21 protein-coding genes are annotated in these 21,678 nt (G+C 39.0%); 9 read left to right on the top strand and 12 right to left on the bottom strand.

What is annotated here, in order from left to right:
- Nucleotides 1-187 precede the first annotated feature (187 nt).
- The 9 genes from DSM02_RS08260 to DSM02_RS08220 all read right to left on the bottom strand — a co-directional run bounded on the left by DSM02_RS08260 (nt 188) and on the right by DSM02_RS08220 (nt 10,437).
- The gene (locus DSM02_RS08260; protein WP_240674009.1) at nt 188-970 is read right to left on the bottom strand and encodes an SH3 domain-containing protein; all 783 of its coding nucleotides are present in this window, start codon (nt 968-970) and stop codon (nt 188-190) included.
- Nucleotides 967-2,712 (bottom strand): BatD family protein, encoded by a 1,746-nt coding sequence (locus DSM02_RS08255; RefSeq protein ID WP_128765263.1) that lies wholly within the window; start codon nt 2,710-2,712, stop codon nt 967-969. The genes DSM02_RS08260 and DSM02_RS08255 overlap by 4 nt, the downstream gene beginning before the upstream one ends.
- A gap of 31 nt (nt 2,713-2,743) precedes the next feature.
- Entirely contained in the window at nt 2,744-3,607 is an 864-nt protein-coding gene (locus DSM02_RS08250) for a tetratricopeptide repeat protein (protein WP_128765177.1), read from the bottom strand.
- Between the two features lie 11 nt (nt 3,608-3,618).
- Nucleotides 3,619-4,668 carry a vWA domain-containing protein gene (locus DSM02_RS08245; protein ID WP_128765176.1) on the bottom strand — a complete coding sequence of 350 codons (1,050 nt, stop codon included), beginning with the start codon at nt 4,666-4,668 and terminating at the stop codon, nt 3,619-3,621.
- Nucleotides 4,669-4,698: 30 nt separating this feature from the next.
- Nucleotides 4,699-5,703: a vWA domain-containing protein gene (locus DSM02_RS08240; protein WP_128765175.1), complete on the bottom strand. Its 1,005-nt coding sequence runs from the start codon at nt 5,701-5,703 to the stop codon at nt 4,699-4,701.
- Nucleotides 5,693-7,378 carry a cytochrome c-type biogenesis protein gene (locus tag DSM02_RS08235; RefSeq protein WP_128765174.1) on the bottom strand — a complete coding sequence of 562 codons (1,686 nt, stop codon included), beginning with the start codon at nt 7,376-7,378 and terminating at the stop codon, nt 5,693-5,695. Before DSM02_RS08235 ends, DSM02_RS08240 begins: the two co-directional genes overlap by 11 nt.
- Nucleotides 7,379-7,385: 7 nt before the next feature.
- A complete protein-coding gene (locus tag DSM02_RS08230) occupies nt 7,386-8,252 on the bottom strand; it encodes a DUF58 domain-containing protein (protein WP_128765173.1) in 867 nt (288 codons plus the stop codon).
- A gap of 133 nt (nt 8,253-8,385) precedes the next feature.
- Nucleotides 8,386-9,390: an AAA family ATPase gene (locus DSM02_RS08225; protein WP_128765172.1), complete on the bottom strand. Its 1,005-nt coding sequence runs from the start codon at nt 9,388-9,390 to the stop codon at nt 8,386-8,388.
- 213 nt (nt 9,391-9,603) lie between these two features.
- A complete protein-coding gene (locus DSM02_RS08220; RefSeq protein WP_128765171.1) occupies nt 9,604-10,437 on the bottom strand; it encodes a DUF4382 domain-containing protein in 834 nt (277 codons plus the stop codon).
- Nucleotides 10,438-10,600: 163 nt separating this feature from the next.
- Between DSM02_RS08220 and DSM02_RS08215 the strand changes: the two genes are divergently transcribed.
- From DSM02_RS08215 to DSM02_RS08185, 7 genes are all read left to right on the top strand, one after another.
- A complete protein-coding gene (locus tag DSM02_RS08215; RefSeq protein WP_128765170.1) occupies nt 10,601-11,356 on the top strand; it encodes an SDR family NAD(P)-dependent oxidoreductase in 756 nt (251 codons plus the stop codon).
- A gap of 49 nt (nt 11,357-11,405) precedes the next feature.
- Nucleotides 11,406-11,795, top strand: a complete 390-nt coding sequence (locus DSM02_RS08210) for a four helix bundle protein (RefSeq protein WP_128765169.1) — start codon at nt 11,406-11,408, stop codon at nt 11,793-11,795.
- Between the two features lie 36 nt (nt 11,796-11,831).
- Entirely contained in the window at nt 11,832-12,971 is a 1,140-nt protein-coding gene (locus tag DSM02_RS08205) for an ATP-binding protein (RefSeq protein WP_128765168.1), read from the top strand.
- Nucleotides 12,968-13,696, top strand: a complete 729-nt coding sequence (locus DSM02_RS08200; RefSeq protein ID WP_128765167.1) for a metallophosphoesterase family protein — start codon at nt 12,968-12,970, stop codon at nt 13,694-13,696. The genes DSM02_RS08205 and DSM02_RS08200 overlap by 4 nt, the downstream gene beginning before the upstream one ends.
- A gap of 60 nt (nt 13,697-13,756) precedes the next feature.
- Nucleotides 13,757-14,203 carry a DUF2059 domain-containing protein gene (locus tag DSM02_RS08195; RefSeq protein WP_128765166.1) on the top strand — a complete coding sequence of 149 codons (447 nt, stop codon included), beginning with the start codon at nt 13,757-13,759 and terminating at the stop codon, nt 14,201-14,203.
- A gap of 12 nt (nt 14,204-14,215) precedes the next feature.
- Nucleotides 14,216-15,346, top strand: coding sequence for an SPFH domain-containing protein (locus DSM02_RS08190; RefSeq protein ID WP_128765165.1), 1,131 nt, complete (start codon nt 14,216-14,218; stop codon nt 15,344-15,346).
- Nucleotides 15,347-15,519: 173 nt separating this feature from the next.
- Nucleotides 15,520-16,611: a DNA helicase PriA gene (locus DSM02_RS08185; protein ID WP_128765164.1), complete on the top strand. Its 1,092-nt coding sequence runs from the start codon at nt 15,520-15,522 to the stop codon at nt 16,609-16,611.
- A gap of 48 nt (nt 16,612-16,659) precedes the next feature.
- Here the strand turns inward: DSM02_RS08185 and amaB are convergent, their stop codons facing one another.
- Both amaB and DSM02_RS08175 read right to left on the bottom strand, forming a co-directional pair.
- Nucleotides 16,660-18,213, bottom strand: coding sequence for an L-piperidine-6-carboxylate dehydrogenase (gene amaB, locus DSM02_RS08180; RefSeq protein ID WP_128765163.1), 1,554 nt, complete (start codon nt 18,211-18,213; stop codon nt 16,660-16,662).
- A gap of 233 nt (nt 18,214-18,446) precedes the next feature.
- A complete protein-coding gene (locus tag DSM02_RS08175; RefSeq protein WP_128759655.1) occupies nt 18,447-18,980 on the bottom strand; it encodes a 3-hydroxyanthranilate 3,4-dioxygenase in 534 nt (177 codons plus the stop codon).
- 143 nt (nt 18,981-19,123) lie between these two features.
- Here DSM02_RS08175 and DSM02_RS08170 point away from each other — a divergent pair, with 143 nt between their 5' ends.
- Together DSM02_RS08170 and DSM02_RS08165 are read left to right on the top strand one after the other, a co-directional pair.
- Entirely contained in the window at nt 19,124-20,182 is a 1,059-nt protein-coding gene (locus DSM02_RS08170) for an isoaspartyl peptidase/L-asparaginase family protein (protein ID WP_128765162.1), read from the top strand.
- A 6-nt stretch (nt 20,183-20,188) separates the two neighbouring features.
- Nucleotides 20,189-20,503, top strand: coding sequence for an antibiotic biosynthesis monooxygenase family protein (locus DSM02_RS08165; protein WP_128765161.1), 315 nt, complete (start codon nt 20,189-20,191; stop codon nt 20,501-20,503).
- Nucleotides 20,504-20,776: 273 nt separating this feature from the next.
- Here the strand turns inward: DSM02_RS08165 and DSM02_RS08160 are convergent, their stop codons facing one another.
- The gene (locus tag DSM02_RS08160; protein ID WP_128759651.1) at nt 20,777-21,274 is read right to left on the bottom strand and encodes a CAP domain-containing protein; all 498 of its coding nucleotides are present in this window, start codon (nt 21,272-21,274) and stop codon (nt 20,777-20,779) included.
- Nucleotides 21,275-21,678 lie beyond the last annotated feature (404 nt).

Genomic DNA, 21,678 nt, shown 5'->3' with positions numbered 1-21,678 from the left:
AGCTTGTTATTCGTAAATCTATAAAAGAAAAGTTAAAAAAACCTTAATTTAAAAAAATAATTAGCTCGAGTCAACAAGACCTGAAAAGGATATAACTTTTGACTTAGAAACAATCTTGGGCATTTACATCTCCACTATAGAGTAAAACATTTGAGTAAAGCCAAGATACTGTGTTTACCTATATTATTTACAGCAGCTTTATATAAGTTTTAGGTATCCAACCTTCTTGACCATCTGCAAGACGTATTAATTGCCAGTCTCCTTGTTCTTCAATAACACGCACCTTAGTGCCTTCATGCAAAACAAACACTTCTTCACTACCCATATTAGGCGCATTTTTTATTTCTGCTTCTGGTGAAAAAACGACAGCAAAGCGCTTGTTTTTTTCATTAGATCGTGCCTGAAATGCTAAAGTCAGACTGAGTAATCCTAAACCTAAAGAAACGAAAGCAATGGTAAAAAAAGAGCGTTTTAAAACTGTTTTGCTTCCAAAGTAATACACAAGAAAACTAAGAGTAAACAACACAATTAAAACTACTGTAACAAGTGCCCAACCGTCAAGTGTAAACAAATTTAAGAGTTGATTCCACCATTTTTTAAACGTGTTTTCAGGTAAAGGTGTTATTCCATCAACCGTCATATTCTGAGCGAATTGAAGATTGTTTTTAATCTCTTTATCGTTAGGCTTTAGTGCTAATGCTTTTTCATAATTATAAACGCTAGGTGCAATCCTATTGAGCTTATAATTGGCATTTGCCAGATTATAATACACTTCTGCAGACTCATAACCGGCATCTAAAACCTGCTCATAATTCTTAATTGCCTCTTCATAATTATTCTGCGCATATTGTGAATTACCAGTCTCAAACAATTGTTGCGCAGTCTGAGCACTTGCTGAAAAAACACATAGCACTACAACAAGCGCAACTAAAATACTGCTATATCTTGACATTAAACCCTGTATTTTCATAACTGTTTATCTATTTCAGAAATTACACGGGAAGCCTGCTCATAATCGTGTTGCATCGCATCACTGCTTGATGGTGTATATCGTGCAAACTCGCAGCTTTCTAAAAGCTTCAGGAAATCTGCAGTAGTTTCAACCGTAGCACCACGTTCTTGAAGCAACTTACTTATACGCTCTTTACTCATATCACTAGTCTGTATATTGAGACGAGCTTTTAAGAAATTATGCAGACACTTTTCAAGGGCGAGATAGAAAGCGGTCTGATCTCCCAGACTTTTCTTGGCATCTCCCAGATATTTACGAGCCAGTTTATCTGCCTTACGCAGTCTGTTCCCTTTTACATCATTTTGATATGCTCTGCGTTTAGTTCCAAATAAAATCGCTAACGGAATTAAAATAACTGGTGTTGCCAGCATACCCCAGAATGTTGTACTCGCAAAAAAAGAATCCTTATTCTGAGCAACCAGATTAGCATCAGACTTTATATAATTGAATTGATTTACAGCTTTAACAGGTACTTTGTTATCATCGTTTGAAGCTAAAACTTCAGGACCGTTCTCTACATCAATTATAATTTCATCACTGCTCAATGTCTTGTATTGCTCTGTAGAAGGATCAAAATAAGAAAAACGTATCGGCGGAATAGGATAATTTCCTTTTTGTTGCGGAACAATGGTGTATCGTGCAGAATTTGAACCTGCCATACCATTCAGAGAAACCCGAACATCCTGATCATTCTCAGGCTCATAAACTTCTAGTGAACTTGGTAATTTTGGTTTTGGTAAGGTGAACAACTTAAGATTCCCGTTTCCTTTAGCTGTTAAAGTTAAATCAAGCGCTTCTTGTGCATCCAGTTTAGTTTTGCTGGCAGTTACATCAAAATCAAAACTACCTACAGCACCTGTAAAACTTTCAGGTTTACCATCTTCGGGCAGGCTTTTTACATTGACTTTGCGAGTAGGAGCAGTTACAGTAATTTTTGCCGGTCTGGTAATGCGCATCCCAAAGATATCTCTACGATTAGTTGGTGCTTCCACATTAATATTTAAAGCGAGCGGTTCAATAGTTAATTCTCCTGTTTTCTGTGGATAGAGCAATGTTCTTCTCAGGATCACATAGCGATAGGGTTTCCCATTAAACGAACCATCATAAACCTTAAATTGTTTCTCATCTATACTCTGACTCCAAAAGTCTGCAAACTTAGGTGCGTCAAGCTCATTCCAGCCGTTTACAGCTGTTTCACGAGAAACATAGAGCTTATAGACCACTGTAAAAGCTTCGTTCAAATAAGGGTCAGATTTGGAAACCTCAGCAACCAAATGCACATTTTCAGTTGCGGCAACTTGAGGATCGTTAGGATCTTTCTGCAAATCTACAGCACCCGTAACATTGATCTCTATGGGTATGGTTTTGTAAACCGTACCTTCTATTTCTATCTCTGCCTGACCTATTTTTAATTTTCCGGTGGCTTTGGGTTGTAAAAAATAGGAGAATGTTTTTGAAAAACTTGCTTTCCCATTAATCCATTGCTTGCTGATTGACTGATTGGGACCACCTACCACTGTAAATCCCTGAAAGCTGGGAGGTCTAAAATTATCCCCATCTTTATTCATCTCAAAGTCTACACGCAGGCGCTCATTAACACCCAATGTTTCTTTACTCACTACGGCATCAAACGCTACCTGTGAGTATGCAGAGAAGCCTGCAAAAAAGACAATCAGCAAAAATTTTAACTTCATCTTCATCGTAATTGCTGCTTTATCGCTCAGCTGTAGCTTACCAGTCTTTATCTGTTTTAACTTTAGCACCTTTAACTTTCTGAGCATTCATTTTATCCTGTACTTTATTTTCCTCGTTTTTCATAGCCTCTAGCAAACTTTTAACTTGCTGAGGAGATAACTGCCCCTGACCCGGTTGTGGCTGAGGCTGTTCTTTTTCTTTATCGCCATCTTTACCCTTATCTTTCTGATCACCATCTTTATCCTCAGGCTTTCCTTCATCGTCTTTTTTATCGTCGCCCTGATCTTTCTTCTCATCTCCCTGATCATCAGAATCTTTTGGCTTGCCATCATCGCTTTCTTTATCATCACCATCGCCTTCCTGATCTTTTTTATCTTCGTTCTGATCCTGATTTTGATCTTCTTTATCGTCGTCACCACCGCCACCACCGTTCTTCTCTTCTTCTTTTTTAGCTAGAGCTAAATTATAACGGGTTTCTTCATCTGTAGGATCATTACGCAGCGCATTTTTGTATGCTTCTACGGCTTTCTTGTAATCTTTTTGCTGATAAAACGCATTGCCCAAATTGTGAAACGCTTTATGCTTTTCAGTCTTCGTTTGTGCTACTTCAGCAGCCTGAAGATATCTGTTCATACCCTCACCATATTTTTTGTTTCGGTAATAGTTATTACCCATATTGTATTTTGCGGTCGTATTTGCAGGGTCTTTAGCAACAGCTTTTCTGTAACTAGATTCTGCAGCAGCAAATTCATTAGAAACAAAGTCATCATTTGCCTCAGCTACATAATCTTGCGCCTCTATAATCGCGGGATCTGGTTTTTCGCTTTGCGCGAAAACAACACCCACTAAAAACATAAAGAATATGGCTAGTAGCGTATGTATATTTTTAAAATACTTCATCTTCAATCAGATTAAGGTTTAGTCTTATTTTCATTAAACAGATTCAGTTTTCTAACCCAAGCTGTTTTGCGCTCAAGCAAGAAGACATCTATAAATAACAAGAATAATGCCGCAGCGACAAACCACTGAAACTGATCTTTAAAATCTGCAAATTGCTTGGCCTCAAACTCTTTCTTATCCATCTGGCTGAGCGCAGTTTTCATCTTATCTACAACCTTTTGTGTACTGTTTCCGTCAATGTATTCTCCGTTGGCTTCTGCTGCAATTTGCTTAAGGGTTTCAGCGTCTAATTTTGTAATCACGGTCTCACCGTTCTGGTCTTTTTTATAAGACTGTACCACTCCGTTTCGCTTAATAGGAATACGATCACCCGCTTCAGAACCTACTCCTACCGTAAAAATACGAATGCCTTGCTCTTGTGCAGATTCAGCAATTGAAGCGGCATCTCCCTCGTGATCTTCCCCGTCTGAAATGATAACCAAAACTCGATTAGTCTGCTCTTCATCATTGTAATAGGTCTTCGCAAGTTCTATAGCATCTTTTATTGCAGTACCCTGGCTTGACAGCATGTCTGTATTCATCGAGTTGAGAAACATCTTTGCACTGCTGTAATCTGTAGTTATAGGCAATTGTGGATATGCACTACCTGCGTAAGCAATAATACCTACACGGTCACTACCCAGATTATTAATGATCTGAGTTACCAGCTGTTTTGCTTTATCAATTCGGCTGGGTGCAATATCTTCTGCATCCATACTTTTTGAAACGTCTACCGCAAAAACCACATCTACACCTTCACGTTTAACCGTTTCTAATTTGGTCCCTATCTTAGGATTTACCAGAGCTACAGTCATACAAGCAAGTGCGAGACAAAACACAATAAGCTTCAATACAGGTTTAAAAACCGATCGTTGCGGCGTTAATTTCTCCAGCAATTCGCGGTTTACTACAAAGCGTTTTTGTGCAGTTCTTTTCCAAAGTGTAACTGCAAAATAAAGCAGAACCACTACTGGAATAGCTAAAAATGCCCAAAACCATATTTTTTCTTCTAGTAAATACACAAATTAAAATATTACTGTTATTACTATTTTTTAAACGAAACTCTTGAAAACGGTATACCTCAGCAACAGCTCAAACATAAGCAGCAAACCAGCCAATAAAACTAGCGGTCTGTATTTCTCCTCATAATTGGTATACTTAAACTCTTCAACGTCTGTTTTCTCCAATTTATTGATCTCATCGTAAATCTCTTCAAGCGACTGGTTATCTGTCGCTCTAAAGTATAATCCACCCGTTTTATCTGCGATTTCCTTTAATAGTTCTTCATTGATTTCTACAGGAACATTTCCGTATTGAAATCCTCCATCACCTCGCAATGCAATAGGAGTAAGTGCTGTGCCATTAGTTCCTAAACCTATGGTGTACACTTTAATCCCAAATTCTTGTGCCAACTCACTCGCTGTGGTCGGTTCAATAAATCCAGCATTGTTCACCCCATCAGTCATCAAAATGATCACCTTACTTTTTGCTTTACTGTCTTTTAATCGGTTTACCGAAGTAGCAAGCCCCATTCCTATTGCCGTTCCGCCTTCAATAATAGTGTTATACTGAATATCATTTAACGAACTCAACACAATGCTTTTATCGCTGGTTATTGGAGTACGTGTATAGCTTTCGCCGGCATATTCTACTAGCCCAATACGGTCATTGGGACGATCTGCAATAAATTGTGCCGCAACATTCTTAAGTGCCTCCAAACGGTTAGGCTTTAAATCTTTTGCAAGCATACTCGCCGAAACATCTATCGCAATCACAATATCAATTCCTCTCGTGGTATTTGTTCTAGTTGAAACATCAACCGTACGCGGTCTTGCTAAAGCAGTAATTAAAAAAGCCAAAGCCAGCAAGCGCAACACAAAAAGTATAGGTCTAAACTTTGCCAGTAAACCACTACCCGTTTTAAAACCTTTTAAACTGGAAATTTTAACCTGTGCAGTAAGTTTATTTCTTTTAAAAAAATACCAAACCACAACTACCGGTAGTATTAAAAACAACCAGAAAAACTCAGGATTTTGAAATTCAAAATTACTTAACATCGGTAGGTACTGTTTTTTGAAGTTCTACTGAATTTATGATTCGGGCGGCCATTTCTTTTGCATATTGATCATCTTCACGATGCGCTACTAGTACCTGCTGCAAAACTCCCGGAGCTGTAAATAGCAACATCTCGTATGCCCCAGGACTGAATTTCTGTGCATTAATACTGTTTGGAAATTCACCTGTACCGTAAACGCGTAAACCTTCAGTGCCCTCTGGTGTTGTGTACTTTTCAGATTTTACAATCAGATTCTTGGCCCCACTCGCTTCTAGTGTACTTATAAATCCTTGTGACGAAGCTTCTAAATCAGCTTCATTTTTACCACCAAAACGGGTATTATTTACCACAATATAAAACTCATCTATGAGGCTTCCGTATGTAAAAGTGCTCATATCCATCTGAGTTTTTAAAGAATCCGGCAGCGCAATCTCATTGCGTTCTAATACGCGCGGTGTACTCACAATCACAGGTGGATAACCGTACTCACTACGCACCCAATCACCTTCTAATAAATCTTTAGACGGGTGACCTATAAAATTATCTTTTACGTAATCAAAACCTTTAGTTGCAACCAAAATACCAGTTGCAATAACTAAAATTCCAAACACTCCAATTACCGAAGTTAAAATGAGCTTTCTCTTACGACGTTTTGCTAATGCCTCCCTATATGCTGCATCCCGCATCAACTCTTCCTCAGTAGGCTCTGGGATAGCTTCTTTAGTTTCTTTTACAATTTCTTCGGCTACAAGTCGATCTGCCTCAGCTTGACCGGTTCCCGGAGAGGTACGGGCAAACTTAGTAAGGTCGGCACGTCTTAAGATTTGATCCAGTTTGAGAATTGTTTCTTTACTCAAATCAATCTTGCCTTCTTGTTTTTCCTGCATCAAGCGATCTATCAACTCAGAAGAAGTACTTTCCATAGAGCGATCATAGACTTCTTCATCAAGATAACGTCTTACAATGTCTGTAAGTTTTGAGTAGTAAGCCTTAGTTACATCACGCTCATCAACACCCCGAGCAGGTTCTTTATATTCCTCGTCTAATTGTTTAAGAGAAAATATTGCCTGTTCAAAGGGAGGTAATTTTTTTTCGGCTTCAGCCTTTTTACGACTTCTACGGATTATGAAATATAAAAAAGCACCTATTAAAGCGGCAAGAATTAGAAAATACAGTAAATACGTCCAGAATTTACTAGTTGCACGTTCTACTGAAACAATATCTTTAATGTCGTATAAACCTTGCTTGGTTGTGTCAACGACTACATTGTTCACTTCAATCGCAATAGAATCTGTATAGAAAGGTTTCTGATTAATGGAAACCAACTGGCGTGGAATAGTATACGATCCGCTATCAAACTGAGTTAAGCCGTAACGTTTTATCAAATTCATTTTTGCACCGGCGAAAGAAGTATCTATTTTATAAGCCTCTATCATCTCTAAAGGCTGAAAGGTTTGCCCTTCTGGAAATAATACAAGATCTGTAGAATCAGCTTCTACCGAAACTTCATAGGTGATTTGTTCTCCAATACGGATTGAAGTCGTATCGACAGCTCCTGTAACCTGCTGCGCCTGTACCTGAGTCAATGCAAAAACTGAAAGTACAAAACCTAAAACTATAGATTTGTATTTTAAGAAGCAGGTTGTATTTTGAAGTGTATTAGGGTTACTATTCATTTTATTTTTATCCTCTTCGTTTAAAATAACCTAATAGTTTTTTTACATAACTTTCATCAGTACGCACATCGATCACACCGGCACCACTACGGGTAAAGCTCTCTTTGTAATAATTAACGCGGTCCTGATAATATTTTGAATAATTACTGCGTACCTTTTTTGAAGTCGTGTTTACCAGAAGTAATTCACCAGTCTCTTCATCCTCCATCTGAACAACTCCGAGGCTAGGGATCTCTTCTTCTCGTTTATCATAAATGCGAATCCCGGTAATGTCGTGTCGCTTTGCAGCGATTTTCATCGTATCGCGGTAACCGTCTGCTATAAAATCTGAAAGCACAAAAACAATTGCCTTTTTCTTCATCACACCAGACAAAAACTTTAAGGCTTGCGTTAAGTCGGTTTTTTTACTTTTTGGTTTAAACTCCAGTAATTCACGTATAATTCTTAAAACGTGAGATTTTCCTTTTTTAGGAGGAATATAAAGCTCTATTTCATCAGTGAATAAAATGAGACCTATTTTATCATTATTCTGTAATGCCGAAAAAGCAAGCGTTGCAGCAACTTCGGTAACAATTTCAGACTTAAACTGCTGGTCTGTACCAAAGAATTCTGAACCACTCACATCGGCTACAAGCATCATGGTGAGTTCGCGCTCTTCCTCAAAGACCTTAATGTATGGTTCGTTGTAACGCGCGGTGACATTCCAGTCTATATTACGCACATCATCGCCAAACTGATACTGACGCACTTCACTAAAGGTCATACCTCTTCCTTTAAAGGTAGAATGGTATTCCCCACCAAAAATGTGATCAGACAACCTTCTGGTTTTGATCTCAATTTTGCGTACTTTTTTTAAAAGCTCTTTAGTGTCCATAAGCCCCCTGGCCCCCGAAGGGGGAATTATTAATTACTCTTTTTTGATTAGCGTTCAAATCAATTTTGTTTTCAGAAATTTTAAGAAATTTTTTCGGTCTGATTGGCGTTCCCCCCGCGTGGGGGTTAGGGGGCTAGGGTACTTCGATCTCGTTTACGATCTTGTTTATTATTTCTTCTGTAGTTACATTTTCGGCTTCTGCCTCATAGGTAATTCCAATACGGTGACGCAATACATCGTGTACTACCGCACGCACATCTTCTGGAATCACATAACCACGACCTCTTATAAATGCAAAACACTTAGAAGCTGTCGCAAGGTTAATACTACCTCGAGGAGAAGAGCCAAAGCTGATTAACGGCTTTAAATCTGCCAGTTTATAATTCTCAGGATAACGGGTTGCAAAGATGATATCGAGGATATATTTCTCAATTTTCTCATCCATATACACTTCTTTAACTGCTTCCTGAGCACGTAGAATTTGCTCAACAGAAACCACAGGATTTACTTTCTCATACGACCCTTTTAAATTTTGTCTCACGATAAGTTGCTCGTCTGCTAGTTTAGGGTAGTCAATTACAGTCTTCAACATAAAACGGTCAACCTGAGCCTCAGGAAGTGGATACGTACCTTCTTGCTCTACTGGGTTTTGAGTTGCCATTACTAAGAACGGCTTGTCTAATACAAAAGTCTCATCACCTATGGTAACTTGTTTTTCCTGCATCGCTTCAAGTAGCGCACTCTGTACTTTTGCAGGAGCACGGTTGATTTCATCTGCTAATACGAAATTTGCAAAAATGGGACCTTTTTTAATACTAAAATCATTGAGCTTCATATTGTAGATTAGCGTTCCCACAACATCGGCAGGAAGTAAATCTGGCGTAAACTGAATACGACTAAAACTACCTTGTACTGCTTGAGAAAGTGTATTTATTGCTAAGGTTTTTGCCAGTCCGGGAACACCTTCAAGCAAAATATGACCCCGGCCCAGAAGACCTATCAACAAACGTTCTATCATGTGCTTTTGTCCTACGATGACTTTATTCATCTCCATAGTAAGAACCTTTACAAATGCACTTTCTTTTTCAATCTTTTCGTTAATCGCTCCTATATCTACAGATGCGCCTGTATCTTCCATATGTTTATGCTGTTTAAAATATGACTCTGAGGTCTACAAGGTTAAATTTTATTACTAATGATATTGTTAATCAATCGTTAAAAACCCCATATTTTAAAGGCTTCAGGAAGCTGAATAAGGGGTGCTTTTAAAGACGGTCTTTAAAAATAAATGTTGCAAAAAAAAAAGCAACCTTTTTCAGATTGCTTTTCAAATATACGTGATATTTAAATTTTATTCAATTGTAATACTTCCTAGAGCGGTAGTTTCTCCATCTACAACAGCTACATCTTCAACAGTAATACTGGTAATAACATCTGCTACAAGTTCTGCATCTATAGTTAAATCATACACTCCTTTCGGCAGGCCATTTAATACAAAGTCTCCGTCACTATTTACATTAGTACTCACTACAATACCTTCTCCTGCTGCAGTTATTGTTGCAGGCACATTAAGTGGCAATAAAGAACCAGAGATCATGCCGGTTGCTTCAATAGCACTTGCACGAATAACAGGCTTTAATAAATAACCGCCATCACCTTGCTCTACTATAGACTCTTCTACATTAAAGTCAAGAACTACAGTATACACAACACCAGCTTCTAGCGTTTGGTTAAACTGAACTTTAAGTCCAGATTGCTGCGCACTTGGAGTTTGCAATGGGAATGTTTCACCATCTACAACAACCGTATTATCATCACCAAGAATAAGTCTCACCTGGCTAATTGAACCTGCAGGGATATCTTCATCTGCCAGTATTGCATAAGCTCCACCAGTAAGCTCAAGAAGATCGTAAACCTCATCATCAGTATCAAGCTCTAATTCACCATCAACAAGTATAAAGTCATCATCATCGTCAAACTCATCGTCGATGAAATCATCACTATATTTCACAACAACAGCCTCTACATCTACAAAGACATTGTTATAATCTCCAGGCGCGTCTACAAGACGAACAGCCATCTTAGCAGTTCCGCGCTCTGAGCTTGAATTATTATCATCATCACTACACGAACTTAATCCCAGTATTCCGGCTAATAACAGCCCATATTTCAAAGTATTTTTCATAATATTCTATTTGTTTTTAAATACATTTTCAAAAATGAGGTGATTTCTTACTGTCAAAAAAATCTTTAACAGCAATTAACGAAGTTTAATATTCCTTTAATAAACTCTAAAAAGTGAATCACCAACTTTATACTTAATACTTACTCAAACAAAATAAAAAACCATGTCTGCTAAAACAGCTTTAATTACAGGTGCTACTAGTGGTATAGGCGCTGCAACTGCAAAATATTTTGCAAAAAATGAAATCCATCTAATTCTCTGCGGAAGACGTCAGGAGCGACTTACTGCTTTAAAGGAAGAATTAAAAAATCATGTAAATGTTCATACGTTAAGCTTCGATATACGTGATAAATCAGCAGTTAAAGAAGCGATCGAAAACTTGCCGGAAGACTTTCAGAAAATAGATATTCTCATCAACAATGCCGGAAACGCTCACGGTCTAGACCCTATTCAAGACGGAAACTCAGATGATTGGGATGCGATGTTTGACATCAATGTAAAGGGGTTGCTTTATGTAAGCGATATGATCATCCCAAAAATGATTGCTCAAAACAGTGGCCACATCATCAATATTGGTTCTACCGCGGGTAAAGAAGTTTACCCTAAAGGCAATGTGTATTGCGCAAGTAAACATGCTGTAGACGCCATTAATCAAGGAATGCGTTTAGACCTCAACGGTTACAACATACGCGTAGGTGCGGTAAATCCGGGAATGGTAGAAACCGAATTCAGCGAGGTACGCTTTAAAGGTGATTCAGAAAAAGCAGATAAGGTATACCAAGGCTTCAAACCTTTACAAGCAGATGATATTGCAGATATCATTCATTTTGTGGTAACAAGGCCTTATCATGTTAACATCGCAGATCTTGTGGTAATGAGTGTAGATCAGGCTTCGAGTACAGTGGTGAATAAGCAATAATTATTATTTTTATTGCTATTATTATTACTTTTTGATAAAGTATTCAGTGATGGCACATTACAATTCATTTGAAGACCTTGAGGTTTTTAAGAAAGCTCGTTTGCTCTCTCAAAATGTTTGGAAAATTATTCAAACTATAGAGTTGAAACAGGATTTTGAATTAAGGAATCAAATAAATACTTCCTCTGGATCTATTATGGATAATATTGCAGAGGGATTTGGAAGAGGAGGTAACAAGGAGTTTATCAACTTTTTAGGTTTTGCGAAAGGTTCGTGCTGTGAAACAAAATCGCAATTAATAAGATGTTTAGATCGAAACTACTTAGATAAAGGTTCATTTCAAAAACTTAATACTGAAGCTCAAGAATTGATAGATCAAATCGGTAAATTCTCAAACTATTTGAAAAAATCAGAAAAACGAGGAAGTAAATTTGATTAACAGAATAGCAATAAAAATAATAATTGCAATAACATAATGATCAACAAACGCCTTCTCATTAAAAACCTGCTCGCTCATAATGACGAGAACAGTTTTTATGATAAAAAGCGTAAAGTTGATATCAGCAACAAAGAAGGAAAAGCCAAATTTTTAAAGCACGTCTGTGCACTTTCAAATTCAAACCCCAAGAACAACAGTTATATTGTAATTGGTGTTGAAGATGAAACCAACGAGATTCAAGGTGTCCCGTTTTTTGATGATAGTAAGATTCAAAATCTGGTTAATGCGTATTTGACAAATCCACCGTTGATCTCTTATGAAAATATTCCTTTTCCGCATTTACCATCAGATCAGGTTGTGGGTTTAGTTACCATCAGACCCATTAATAAACTCACTGCACTACGGAAAAACATTTGGAAATACTGGGGCGGAACAGCTTTTTTTAGAGACGGAAGCATCTCGATGCCTAAAGTTTTTGAAAGTGAGATCAAAGATGTTAATAGCGAGATCGTAGCAACTATTGAGAAACACGCACACAATAGCATAGAACTCACTCTTGACGGAGTGATCGACTTTATAAATGTGCGCCACGCAGACCTTTTCACGCAATACAAAGTTTTTAAAGAGCAATTTGTGGTTTGCTGGGCTGGAAATAAAAAAGAGGTAAAAGGCAATACGTATTTCAGTCGGGTAGATATTGAACTTATAAATGAGCAGGTACGCCTGTTTTATTCTGCTTTAGACGAAGTCTCCATCTCGATGACCGATGATCATTTTACCATTTTAGAATATGTATTGCTTGGTATACAGAATGATTACAAATATTATCCGTTAGAAGAACTTACTATTAATTTTAAGGAAAACGGCTCTTACAACATAGATAGTAATCTGGTTTTTGAACCGCCTCAATTTGATAAAAAACTGCTTCACCACATCTACAACAATAACAATTCGATTTTAAAAAAAATATTGACAAATAAAGCACTTAACAAAGGTGAACTTGAAGATTTATACAATCTGCCGGCCACCTATCTTATTTGCTATTTAAACGGTCTGGAGCCGGCCCTAGACAAGCTTGAAAGCATAAGACCTTATTTACGCAAATACGGTACTAAACTTTATAACGCATACAAAGAAAACATTCGCATACTGCGAAAAGTAAAATACAATTCATGACACGCACATTAGCAATAGGTGATATTCACGGAGGATTAAAAAGCTTAAAACAGGTTCTAAAGCGTGCAAATGTCACAGCTGAAGACACCCTTATATTTTTAGGAGATTATGTTGACGGGTGGAGTGAAAGCGCAGAAACAGTCTCTTATTTAATAAATCTGGCTCAAAAACAAAACTGCATTTTTATAAAAGGTAATCACGATGAGCTTACATACAATTGGCTTAAAGAGAACGACCTCAATGAAGTTTGGCTCAATCATGGCGGTAGAAGCACTATTGAATCTTACAATAAGCTTACTGAAGAAGATCGCAAAGCACACGTAACATTTTATGAAGATTTACTAAATTATCACATTGATGATCAAAACAGAATGTTTGTTCATGCCGGTTTTCAGAATCATAACGGACCGGAACATGAGCACCACAGTACTGCTTTTTATTGGGATCGTACCTTCTGGGAAATGGCAGTCGCATTAGACAAAACCATAAAACCGGAAGATGTCGCATACCCCAAACGGCTTAAGCATCACAAAGAGATTTACATTGGCCATACGCCCGTCACCCGCATCGCAAAAGACAAACCCACACAGATGGCAAACGTTTGGAATGTGGATACCGGTGCTGCATTTAAAGGAACACTTTCAATAATAGATGTTGATACTAAAGAGTTTTGGCAAAGCGATCCAGTTTACACTTTATATCATGATGAAGACGGACGTAATTAAAATAATTTGAAACAATTGAAGCATTTTGGCTACTAACAATTTATAACCTAAAAACATATCATGAAAAAACTGATTTTTACTGCCCTATTAATTACAAGTTTTGCATTAAACACTCAAGCTCAGGATGCAGACCCTTATAAAGATACACTCAAAGAAATGCTTGTTGCATCTGGAAGCATGGGTACTTTTCAAGTAGCGATCAAACAAGTTTTTAATATGTATAAGCAGCAAAAACCGGGTGTACCTGATGAAGTTTGGGGAGAACTTGAGAGTTCATTTAGTAAAACTTCTATTAATGACTTAGCCGAAATGCTAACCCCTGTTTACAAGAAAAGTCTAACGCAATCTGATCTGCAAGCTATAATAGATTTTTACCAAACTCCGGCAGGAAAAAAGTTTGCTGAAAAAACTCCAGACATTACTCAAGAATCCATGCAGGTAGGGCAAGAATGGGGGATGAAACTTGGTAAGGAAGTAATGGGTAAATTAAAAGAGAAAGGATATTAAAAAGTATAGATTATGGGAATTTTTGACACAATAAAAGAAAAACTCAGCCACGAATTTATCGATATCATCGAATGGCTCGATTATACAGATGACACCATCGCGCACCGCTTTGAGCGCTATCAAAACGAAATTAAAAACAACGCAAAACTCATCGTACGTGAAGGACAAACGGCAGTTTTTGTTAATGAAGGGCAGCTGGCAGATCTTTTTACTCCGGGAACCTACACCTTAGACACGCAAAATCTACCCATACTCACTACACTCAAAGGCTGGAAATACGGTTTTGACAGTCCGTTTAAAGCCGAAGTTTATTTTGTAAACACGCATTTATTTACCGATGAAAAGTGGGGTACTAAAAATCCGATCACGCTAAGCGATGAGCGTTTTGGCCTGGTAGAGATCAGAGCTTTTGGGACCTATGCCTTTCGCATCAGTGATGCCGGAAAATTCATCAAAGACATCGTGGGTACCGATGCTAACTTCACCAACTTTGAGATCAACGAGCATTTAAAAAGCCTAATTGCTACTCGTTTTACAGATACCGTTGGTGAAGCCAATCTTCCTATAGAATTATACGCAGCAAATACTTCTGAACTTTCTGAGACTTGCAAGGACGTGATGCAGCCCGAGTTTTTAAGCGTTGGGATTTCGTTAGAAAAATTCTATATCGAAAATGTCTCCATGCCTGAAGAACTCAAAAAAGAAATCTTTGAGTACAGCCGTATCGACAAGCTAGATCTTGATAAATTGACCAAGTTTAAAACCGCAAAAGCTATTGAAGCGGCTGCCAATAATGAAGGTGGCACTGCCGGCGCCGGAATGGGAATGGGAATGGGCTTTGCCCTCGCACAACAAATGGGCGGCGCAATGCTAGGCGGCGGTACACAAGCACCACGACCTGCACAGCCCGCGGCAACTCCACCGCCTATGCCAGCAGAAACCCAGTATTTTTACGCACATAACAGTCAACAACAGGGACCGGTAAGTTTTGAACAATTACAGGCACTTTTTGCTTCACGCACCATTAATAGGAATTCTTTGATCTGGAAACAAGGAATGACTGAATGGAAAGCGCTGCAGGAAATCGAAGAGCTTAAGCCCTTTTTAGGCGGAAACACACCACCACCTTTACCAGGACAATAGATAGCTAGTCATTTTCGTCAACCTGAACTTGTTTCAGGTTCTCACTAGTATTTAATCAAAAGCTTAGTAATCTTCAAAATTACTGAAGAATCAGGGGTTTTGAATGACGATTTTCAATGTTTCGTTGATACGTATTAATCTTTTTAAAAGCATCAAACCAAACCTCCAAATCAGTGCCTGAACCTGTAATTCAAAAATCGGAACTTAAAAAAGCCTGTAAAAACTGTGGTGCTGAGCTAAAATACAAGCCCGGCACTACGAGCATTACTTGCGAGTACTGTGGTCACGAAGAGCACATCAATCTGGATACCGATCCTATCAAAGAATTACCACTACGTGTATATCTCGAAAGTCAGGGAAGCCAGGCAAACAGTGAAGAAATAAGCATTCTGCATTGCAAAAACTGTGGGGCTAATCAGCACGTAGAAGAAAATTACAAATCCCTGCATTGTGTATATTGCGGCACACCGCTTATTCGCGAAGATGCTAAAACAGAGCAGTGGATCTTGCCTGGAGGAGTTTTGCCCTTTCAGCTAACACAAGACGAAGCTATATTACGCTTCAAAAAATGGGTCAAAGGACTTTGGTGGGCGCCTAACGATTTGCAGAAAGCTACACTAGACCCGCAATTTACAAAGGGATTATACTTGCCTTATTGGACGTTTGACGCTCAACTTTACGGCCGGTATACTGGCTCTAGAGGGGATTATTACTATGAAACGCAAAGCTACCGCGACAGTAATGGCAAAAGGCGCACGAGGCGCGTGCGCAAAACCCGTTGGACACCGGTTTCGGGCAACATCTCAGGCTTTGTAGATGACACATTGATAAATGCGTCTAAACAACATACGGGTAAAGTTCCGCGTGGTGTCGCACTATGGAATCTCAAAAAACTACAACCTTTTGAAAGCAGTTTTCTCGCTGGTTTTGTGACTGAAAAATATACCATTCCCTTAAAGGATGGTCATTTGGAATCTCAGGATGAAATGCGACGCATTGCAGACACCTGGGCCCGCCGGGATATTGGCGGTGATGAACAACGCGTATCGCACCTCAATATGCAGCTGGAAGAAGAAACTTTTAAACACATTTTGCTTCCGGTTTACATAAGCGCCTACCGTTATAAAAACAAAGACTATAGTTTTTTTGTAAACGGAGAAAACGGAAGCATCTCCGGTAAACGACCGTATTCCTTCTGGAAGATTTTCCTAGCAGTACTTGCCGGCTTATTTGTTTTTGGCTTGGTTTATTTATTTAATAAATAAACCAAGCCGCCCAAAAGCGGCTCTTGTATTTCATATTATTTTGATTGATTACAGATCAAACTTAATCCCTTGCGCTAGCGGAAGCTCTGTTGTATAATTAATGGTATTGGTCTGGCGACGCATGTAGACTTTCCAGGCATCAGAGCCGCTCTCGCGACCGCCACCGGTTTCTTTTTCCCCTCCAAAAGCACCACCTATTTCAGCACCACTGGTACCAATGTTCACGTTTGCAATTCCACAATCGCTACCGGCAACACTTAAAAAGCGCTCAGCTTCACGTAGATTGTTGGTCATAATCGCAGACGATAGTCCTTGTCGTACACCGTTTTGCAGTTCGATGGCATTTTCTACGCTTCCACTGTATTTCATTAAATACAAAACAGGTGCAAAGGTCTCGTGTTGTACAATCTCAAAATTATTTTGAGCTTCGGCGATGGCCGGTTTTACATAACAACCGCTTTCATAGCCTTCGCCTTCGAGTACTCCACCTTCAACAATAATTTTTCCGCCTTCTTCAACTACTTTTTTCAAAGCATTTTGATAGTTCTTTACCGCATCGGTATCAATTAACGGACCCACGTGGTTGTTTTCATCCAGCGGATTCCCGATACGCAATTGACCATAGGCATCTACAATCGCATTTTTTACTTTATCGTAAATGCTTTCGTGAATAATCAACCTGCGGGTAGAGGTACAGCGTTGCCCGGCAGTTCCTACCGCACCAAATACCGCCCCGATTACCGTCATTTTTAAATCCAAATCCGGTGTCACAATAATCGCATTGTTTCCGCCTAATTCTAAAAGCGACTTACCCAATCTTGAACCTACAGCCTGTGCAACCTGTTTTCCCATTCGGGTAGAGCCTGTGGCCGAGATAAGCGGCACGCGCTCGTCTTGAGTCATCAGTTCGCCTACTTTATAATCGCCATTAATAAGGCACGAAATACCTTCCGGTAGGTTATTTTTTGCAAACACACGCGCAGCTATTTTCTGGCAGGCAACACCGGTTAAAGGTGTTTTTTCTGAAGGTTTCCAGATACACACATCACCACAAACCCAGGCCAATACCGTATTCCATGACCACACAGCAACCGGAAAATTAAATGCCGAAATAATCCCTACAATCCCAAGCGGATGGTATTGCTCATACATGCGATGCCCGGGACGCTCACTGTGCATAGTTAAACCGTGCAATTGACGCGAAAGTCCAACCGCAAAGTCACAGATATCGATCATTTCCTGTACTTCACCCAGACCTTCCTGATAGCTTTTTCCCATTTCATACGAAACCAACTTGCCCAAAGGTTCCTTTAAGCGACGCAGTTCTGCATTAAACTGGCGCACAACCTCACCACGTTGGGGAGCCGGCATAACCCGCCAGGTTTTAAACGCTTCCTGTGCAGTTTGCACCACCTGCTCATACTCTTCTGGCGTTGTTTGCGTAACGCTTGCAATGGTCGCTCCGTCAACAGGAGAAACCGACTCAAAAGTTGAGCCGCCATGCATCCACTTAGAACCGGTAGAAGTACCTGAATTTTGGGGTTCGAGTTCCAAAGCTTTCAACGCTTCGGCTATTGCAACATTGGTGAGGGTATCTGCCATTATTTTATAGTTTTCTTAGAATTATATTTTAAACCTTCCGAAGTTAATAAATTCAAAAAGGGTTTTAAAGCGTTATTTAGCATATTCGCAATAAAATACCTTGAGGTAAGCACACAAGGCATTCGTTAGAAACAATTTTAATTTCGATGCAAGCCTCGGGAGTATTAAATCCGTTTGGCGGTGCCAAAAAAAGTGCGCCGTGTAGCGCACTTTTTCTTTTCAGAATTAAAAGCTTATTCCGTAAAACGCGGATCGGCTTCCATCACCGTCCCGCAATTGTCGCAGGTACGCAACTCTTTGCTTCCGTAAAATTCTTTAAAATGCTTTAAGAAGTCTTTTTCGATATCGTTTAGAGGAAAATAAACTTCATATAATTTATGATTGCAGTTGTCGCAAAACCATAACAAACCATCTTTACCCTCCAGGTCAGCGCGTTTTCGCTCAACTACCAGACCTATCGAGCCCGGCTTACGCACCGGAGAATGCGGCACTTTTGCAGGATGCAGGTACATATCGCCCGGGCCTAATTTCATCGTGCGTTTTTTGCCATCTTCCTGTATGTGTACTTCAATCTCACCTTCGAGCTGGTAAAACAATTCTTCGGTCTCATTATAATGATAATCTTTACGGGCGTTGGGTCCGGCAACAGCCATCACGATATAATCATCGGCATCTTTGTACAGGTTTTTATTTCCTACCGGCGGCTTGAGTAATTCCCGGTTTTCTTCCACCCATTGGGTTAGATTAAAGGGTTTTGCAATTGACATACTTCTTTTGTTTACAGCTAAAATTACAATATTAATTACGGTTAAAAAATAAAGGCTTCTCGTGCAATGCTGTTTTAGAAATAAAACGATTAGAAGCATTAACCCTGCTTTTTCCGTATTTTAGAAGCTATAAAAATCAAACTATGAAGAATCATTTACTCCTTTTTCTAATCCTCGTTTTTATTGTAGCCTGCAAGCAGGAAAACACAGAGACCAAAACAGCACAAAACACACCTCAACAACAGAATTTTGCTATAATTATTCACGGCGGTGCAGGAACCATCCTAAAAGAAAATATGACTGATTCGCTAGAAGCTGCTTACAAAGCAAAGCTTAGTGAAGCCATTAAAACAGGATATGAGATTCTAAAAAATGGAGGGACCAGTCTGGAGGCGGTACAGCGCACTATAAATATTATGGAAGATTCTCCATTGTTCAATTCTGCAAAAGGAGCAGTTTTTAATCACGAGGGCGTAAACGAACTCGACGCTTCTATTATGGATGGCGCTACACTTAATGCCGGAGCCATTGCAGGAGTCACAAATATAAAAAACCCTATTAATCTGGCTTACGAGGTAATGACCAACTCAAAACATGTCTTATTAAGCGGGAAGGGAGCCGAAACGTTTGCTGCCGAAAAGGGCATCGAGCTGGTAGATCCTTCCTATTTCTTTACTCAAAACCGCTATGATGCCTTACAACGCATTCTGGAGCGTGAGAAAAATGACTCCGTAACTGCAGCTTCGGCTTTTATTGATCCCTTTATCAAAGATGAAAAGTTTGGTACGGTAGGTTGTGTTGCTCTGGACAAAAATGGAAACCTCGCTGCCGGTACTTCTACAGGCGGAATGACTAACAAGCGCTATAACCGTATTGGTGATTCACCCATTATAGGATCAGGAACCTATGCCAACAACGCCACTTGCGGCGTTTCATCAACCGGTTGGGGGGAGTATTTCATCCGCGGGCAGGTTGCTTACGACATCAGTGCTCAGATGGAATATGCCGGAAAAAGCCTGAAAGACGCAACGCATAATGTCATTCAGGAAAAACTGACCAAACTGGGCGGAACCGGTGGTATTGTTGCTTTAGATCACTACGGCAACCCATCTATGGAGTTTAATACTGAAGGAATGTATCGTGCGTATATGAATGATGAAGGTGAGCTCACGTTAGGTATTTATAAGGAAAACGAGAATTAAGCAAGTATGCAGTTATCTGAAGAAGAAAGTTATTATGCGGTAATCTTTACTTCAAAACAAACGGAGCGTCATGGCTACGCCGAAATGGCCGAACACATGGAAGAACTCGCTAAACTTCAGCCCGGTTATCTAGGCATGGATCACGCACGCAGTGAACTAGGAATCACGATTTCTTATTGGAAAAATGAAGCAGCTATTCTCAATTGGAAATCCCAAACAGACCATCTAGCAGCTCAAAACAAGGGTAAACATCAATGGTATGCTGAATACAGCGTTAGGGTTTGCAAAGTAGAACGTGAATACCATTTCACTAAATCCTGATCAGCATAAAAAAGAAAAGTCCCTTAAAGACATGAGACCTTAAAGGGACTTTCATAAAATTGATCCCCACAAACTGTGGGTAAAAGCGAAACAGCAGGCCCCCGCCTGCTGCATCTAACATAACAAAACCAACTTAAAGCTGTCTATTTTGTGATATGTTGAATATTGTAATTGGCTTGTAACCTTGCTGGGTTATGAGGGATTTTAAAAAATTGTAAATGAACTTGTAATCAATTATGATTTTAGGGGTAAATCAGAAAGGATTTGGGGTTTTTACTTTGTAATAAAGATCTGCGTAAAGAATGCAATTCCACGTTCATCTTTTACCACTGAAATACCACTATGTGTGAAATTTCCTTCAATAGCTTCTTTATGTCCTTCGCTCTTTAACCAGGCAGAAACTACTTCTGCAGCGCTACGATAGCCATATGCTACATTCTCGCTAACGCGACCTGCGCCTTTTGCTTTAAGATAGTCTGATCTTTCTAGAAAATAATCATGACTAATTTTACCCTTAGTAGCCATATACTTGGTATGCTCAGTAGCTTTAACTTTAGAATCTGAATTCGCCCGAAGCTCTGTAAGGCCTATGCTGGCACGATACACATTAACTTCTGCAAGAATTTCTTTTGCAAAAGTCTCTTCAACAGTAAGGTCTGCAGATAATTCTAAGGTTGCTTCTTCAGTTTGCATTAGCTCCTCATCTTGTGAGCAGCTGGTTAAGAATACGGCGAAAGTTAACGCCATCAAAGTGGTAGTAAAAGTTCTCATGATTTGGGGTTTATGAGTTATGTTGATACAAACATAGGTAGGATATTTCATTCCTACAACACTTAAACTGTTATTTTGTGTATTTCATCGATTTTAAAGAGTTTTTTAACATAATTACATTGAATTTTAACATATTTCAACGAACATAAAATGCATTTTGTCGTTTAAATACATTTAGACGAATTATTTAAAATTTAGCAAATTGTGTATTTCATCGATTATTTTGAAGTTTTAATGACGCTTAACGGCATTTTAAGACGATTTGTAAGACTAAAAAATTGACAAAAGAAAATTAAATGATTTTACTAGTACTTTTATAAAAATTGAAAGCGCTTGGTCTTCCCAATTTTCATCAATTAATCCTTGTTTACCTCTAAGGATTTAAAACAAAATTATCTTGGTAG

The organism is Leeuwenhoekiella polynyae (assembly GCF_004104075.1).
GTDB lineage: Bacteria > Bacteroidota > Bacteroidia > Flavobacteriales > Flavobacteriaceae > Leeuwenhoekiella > Leeuwenhoekiella polynyae.
This window is presented reverse-complemented; position numbering and strand designations above follow the sequence as displayed.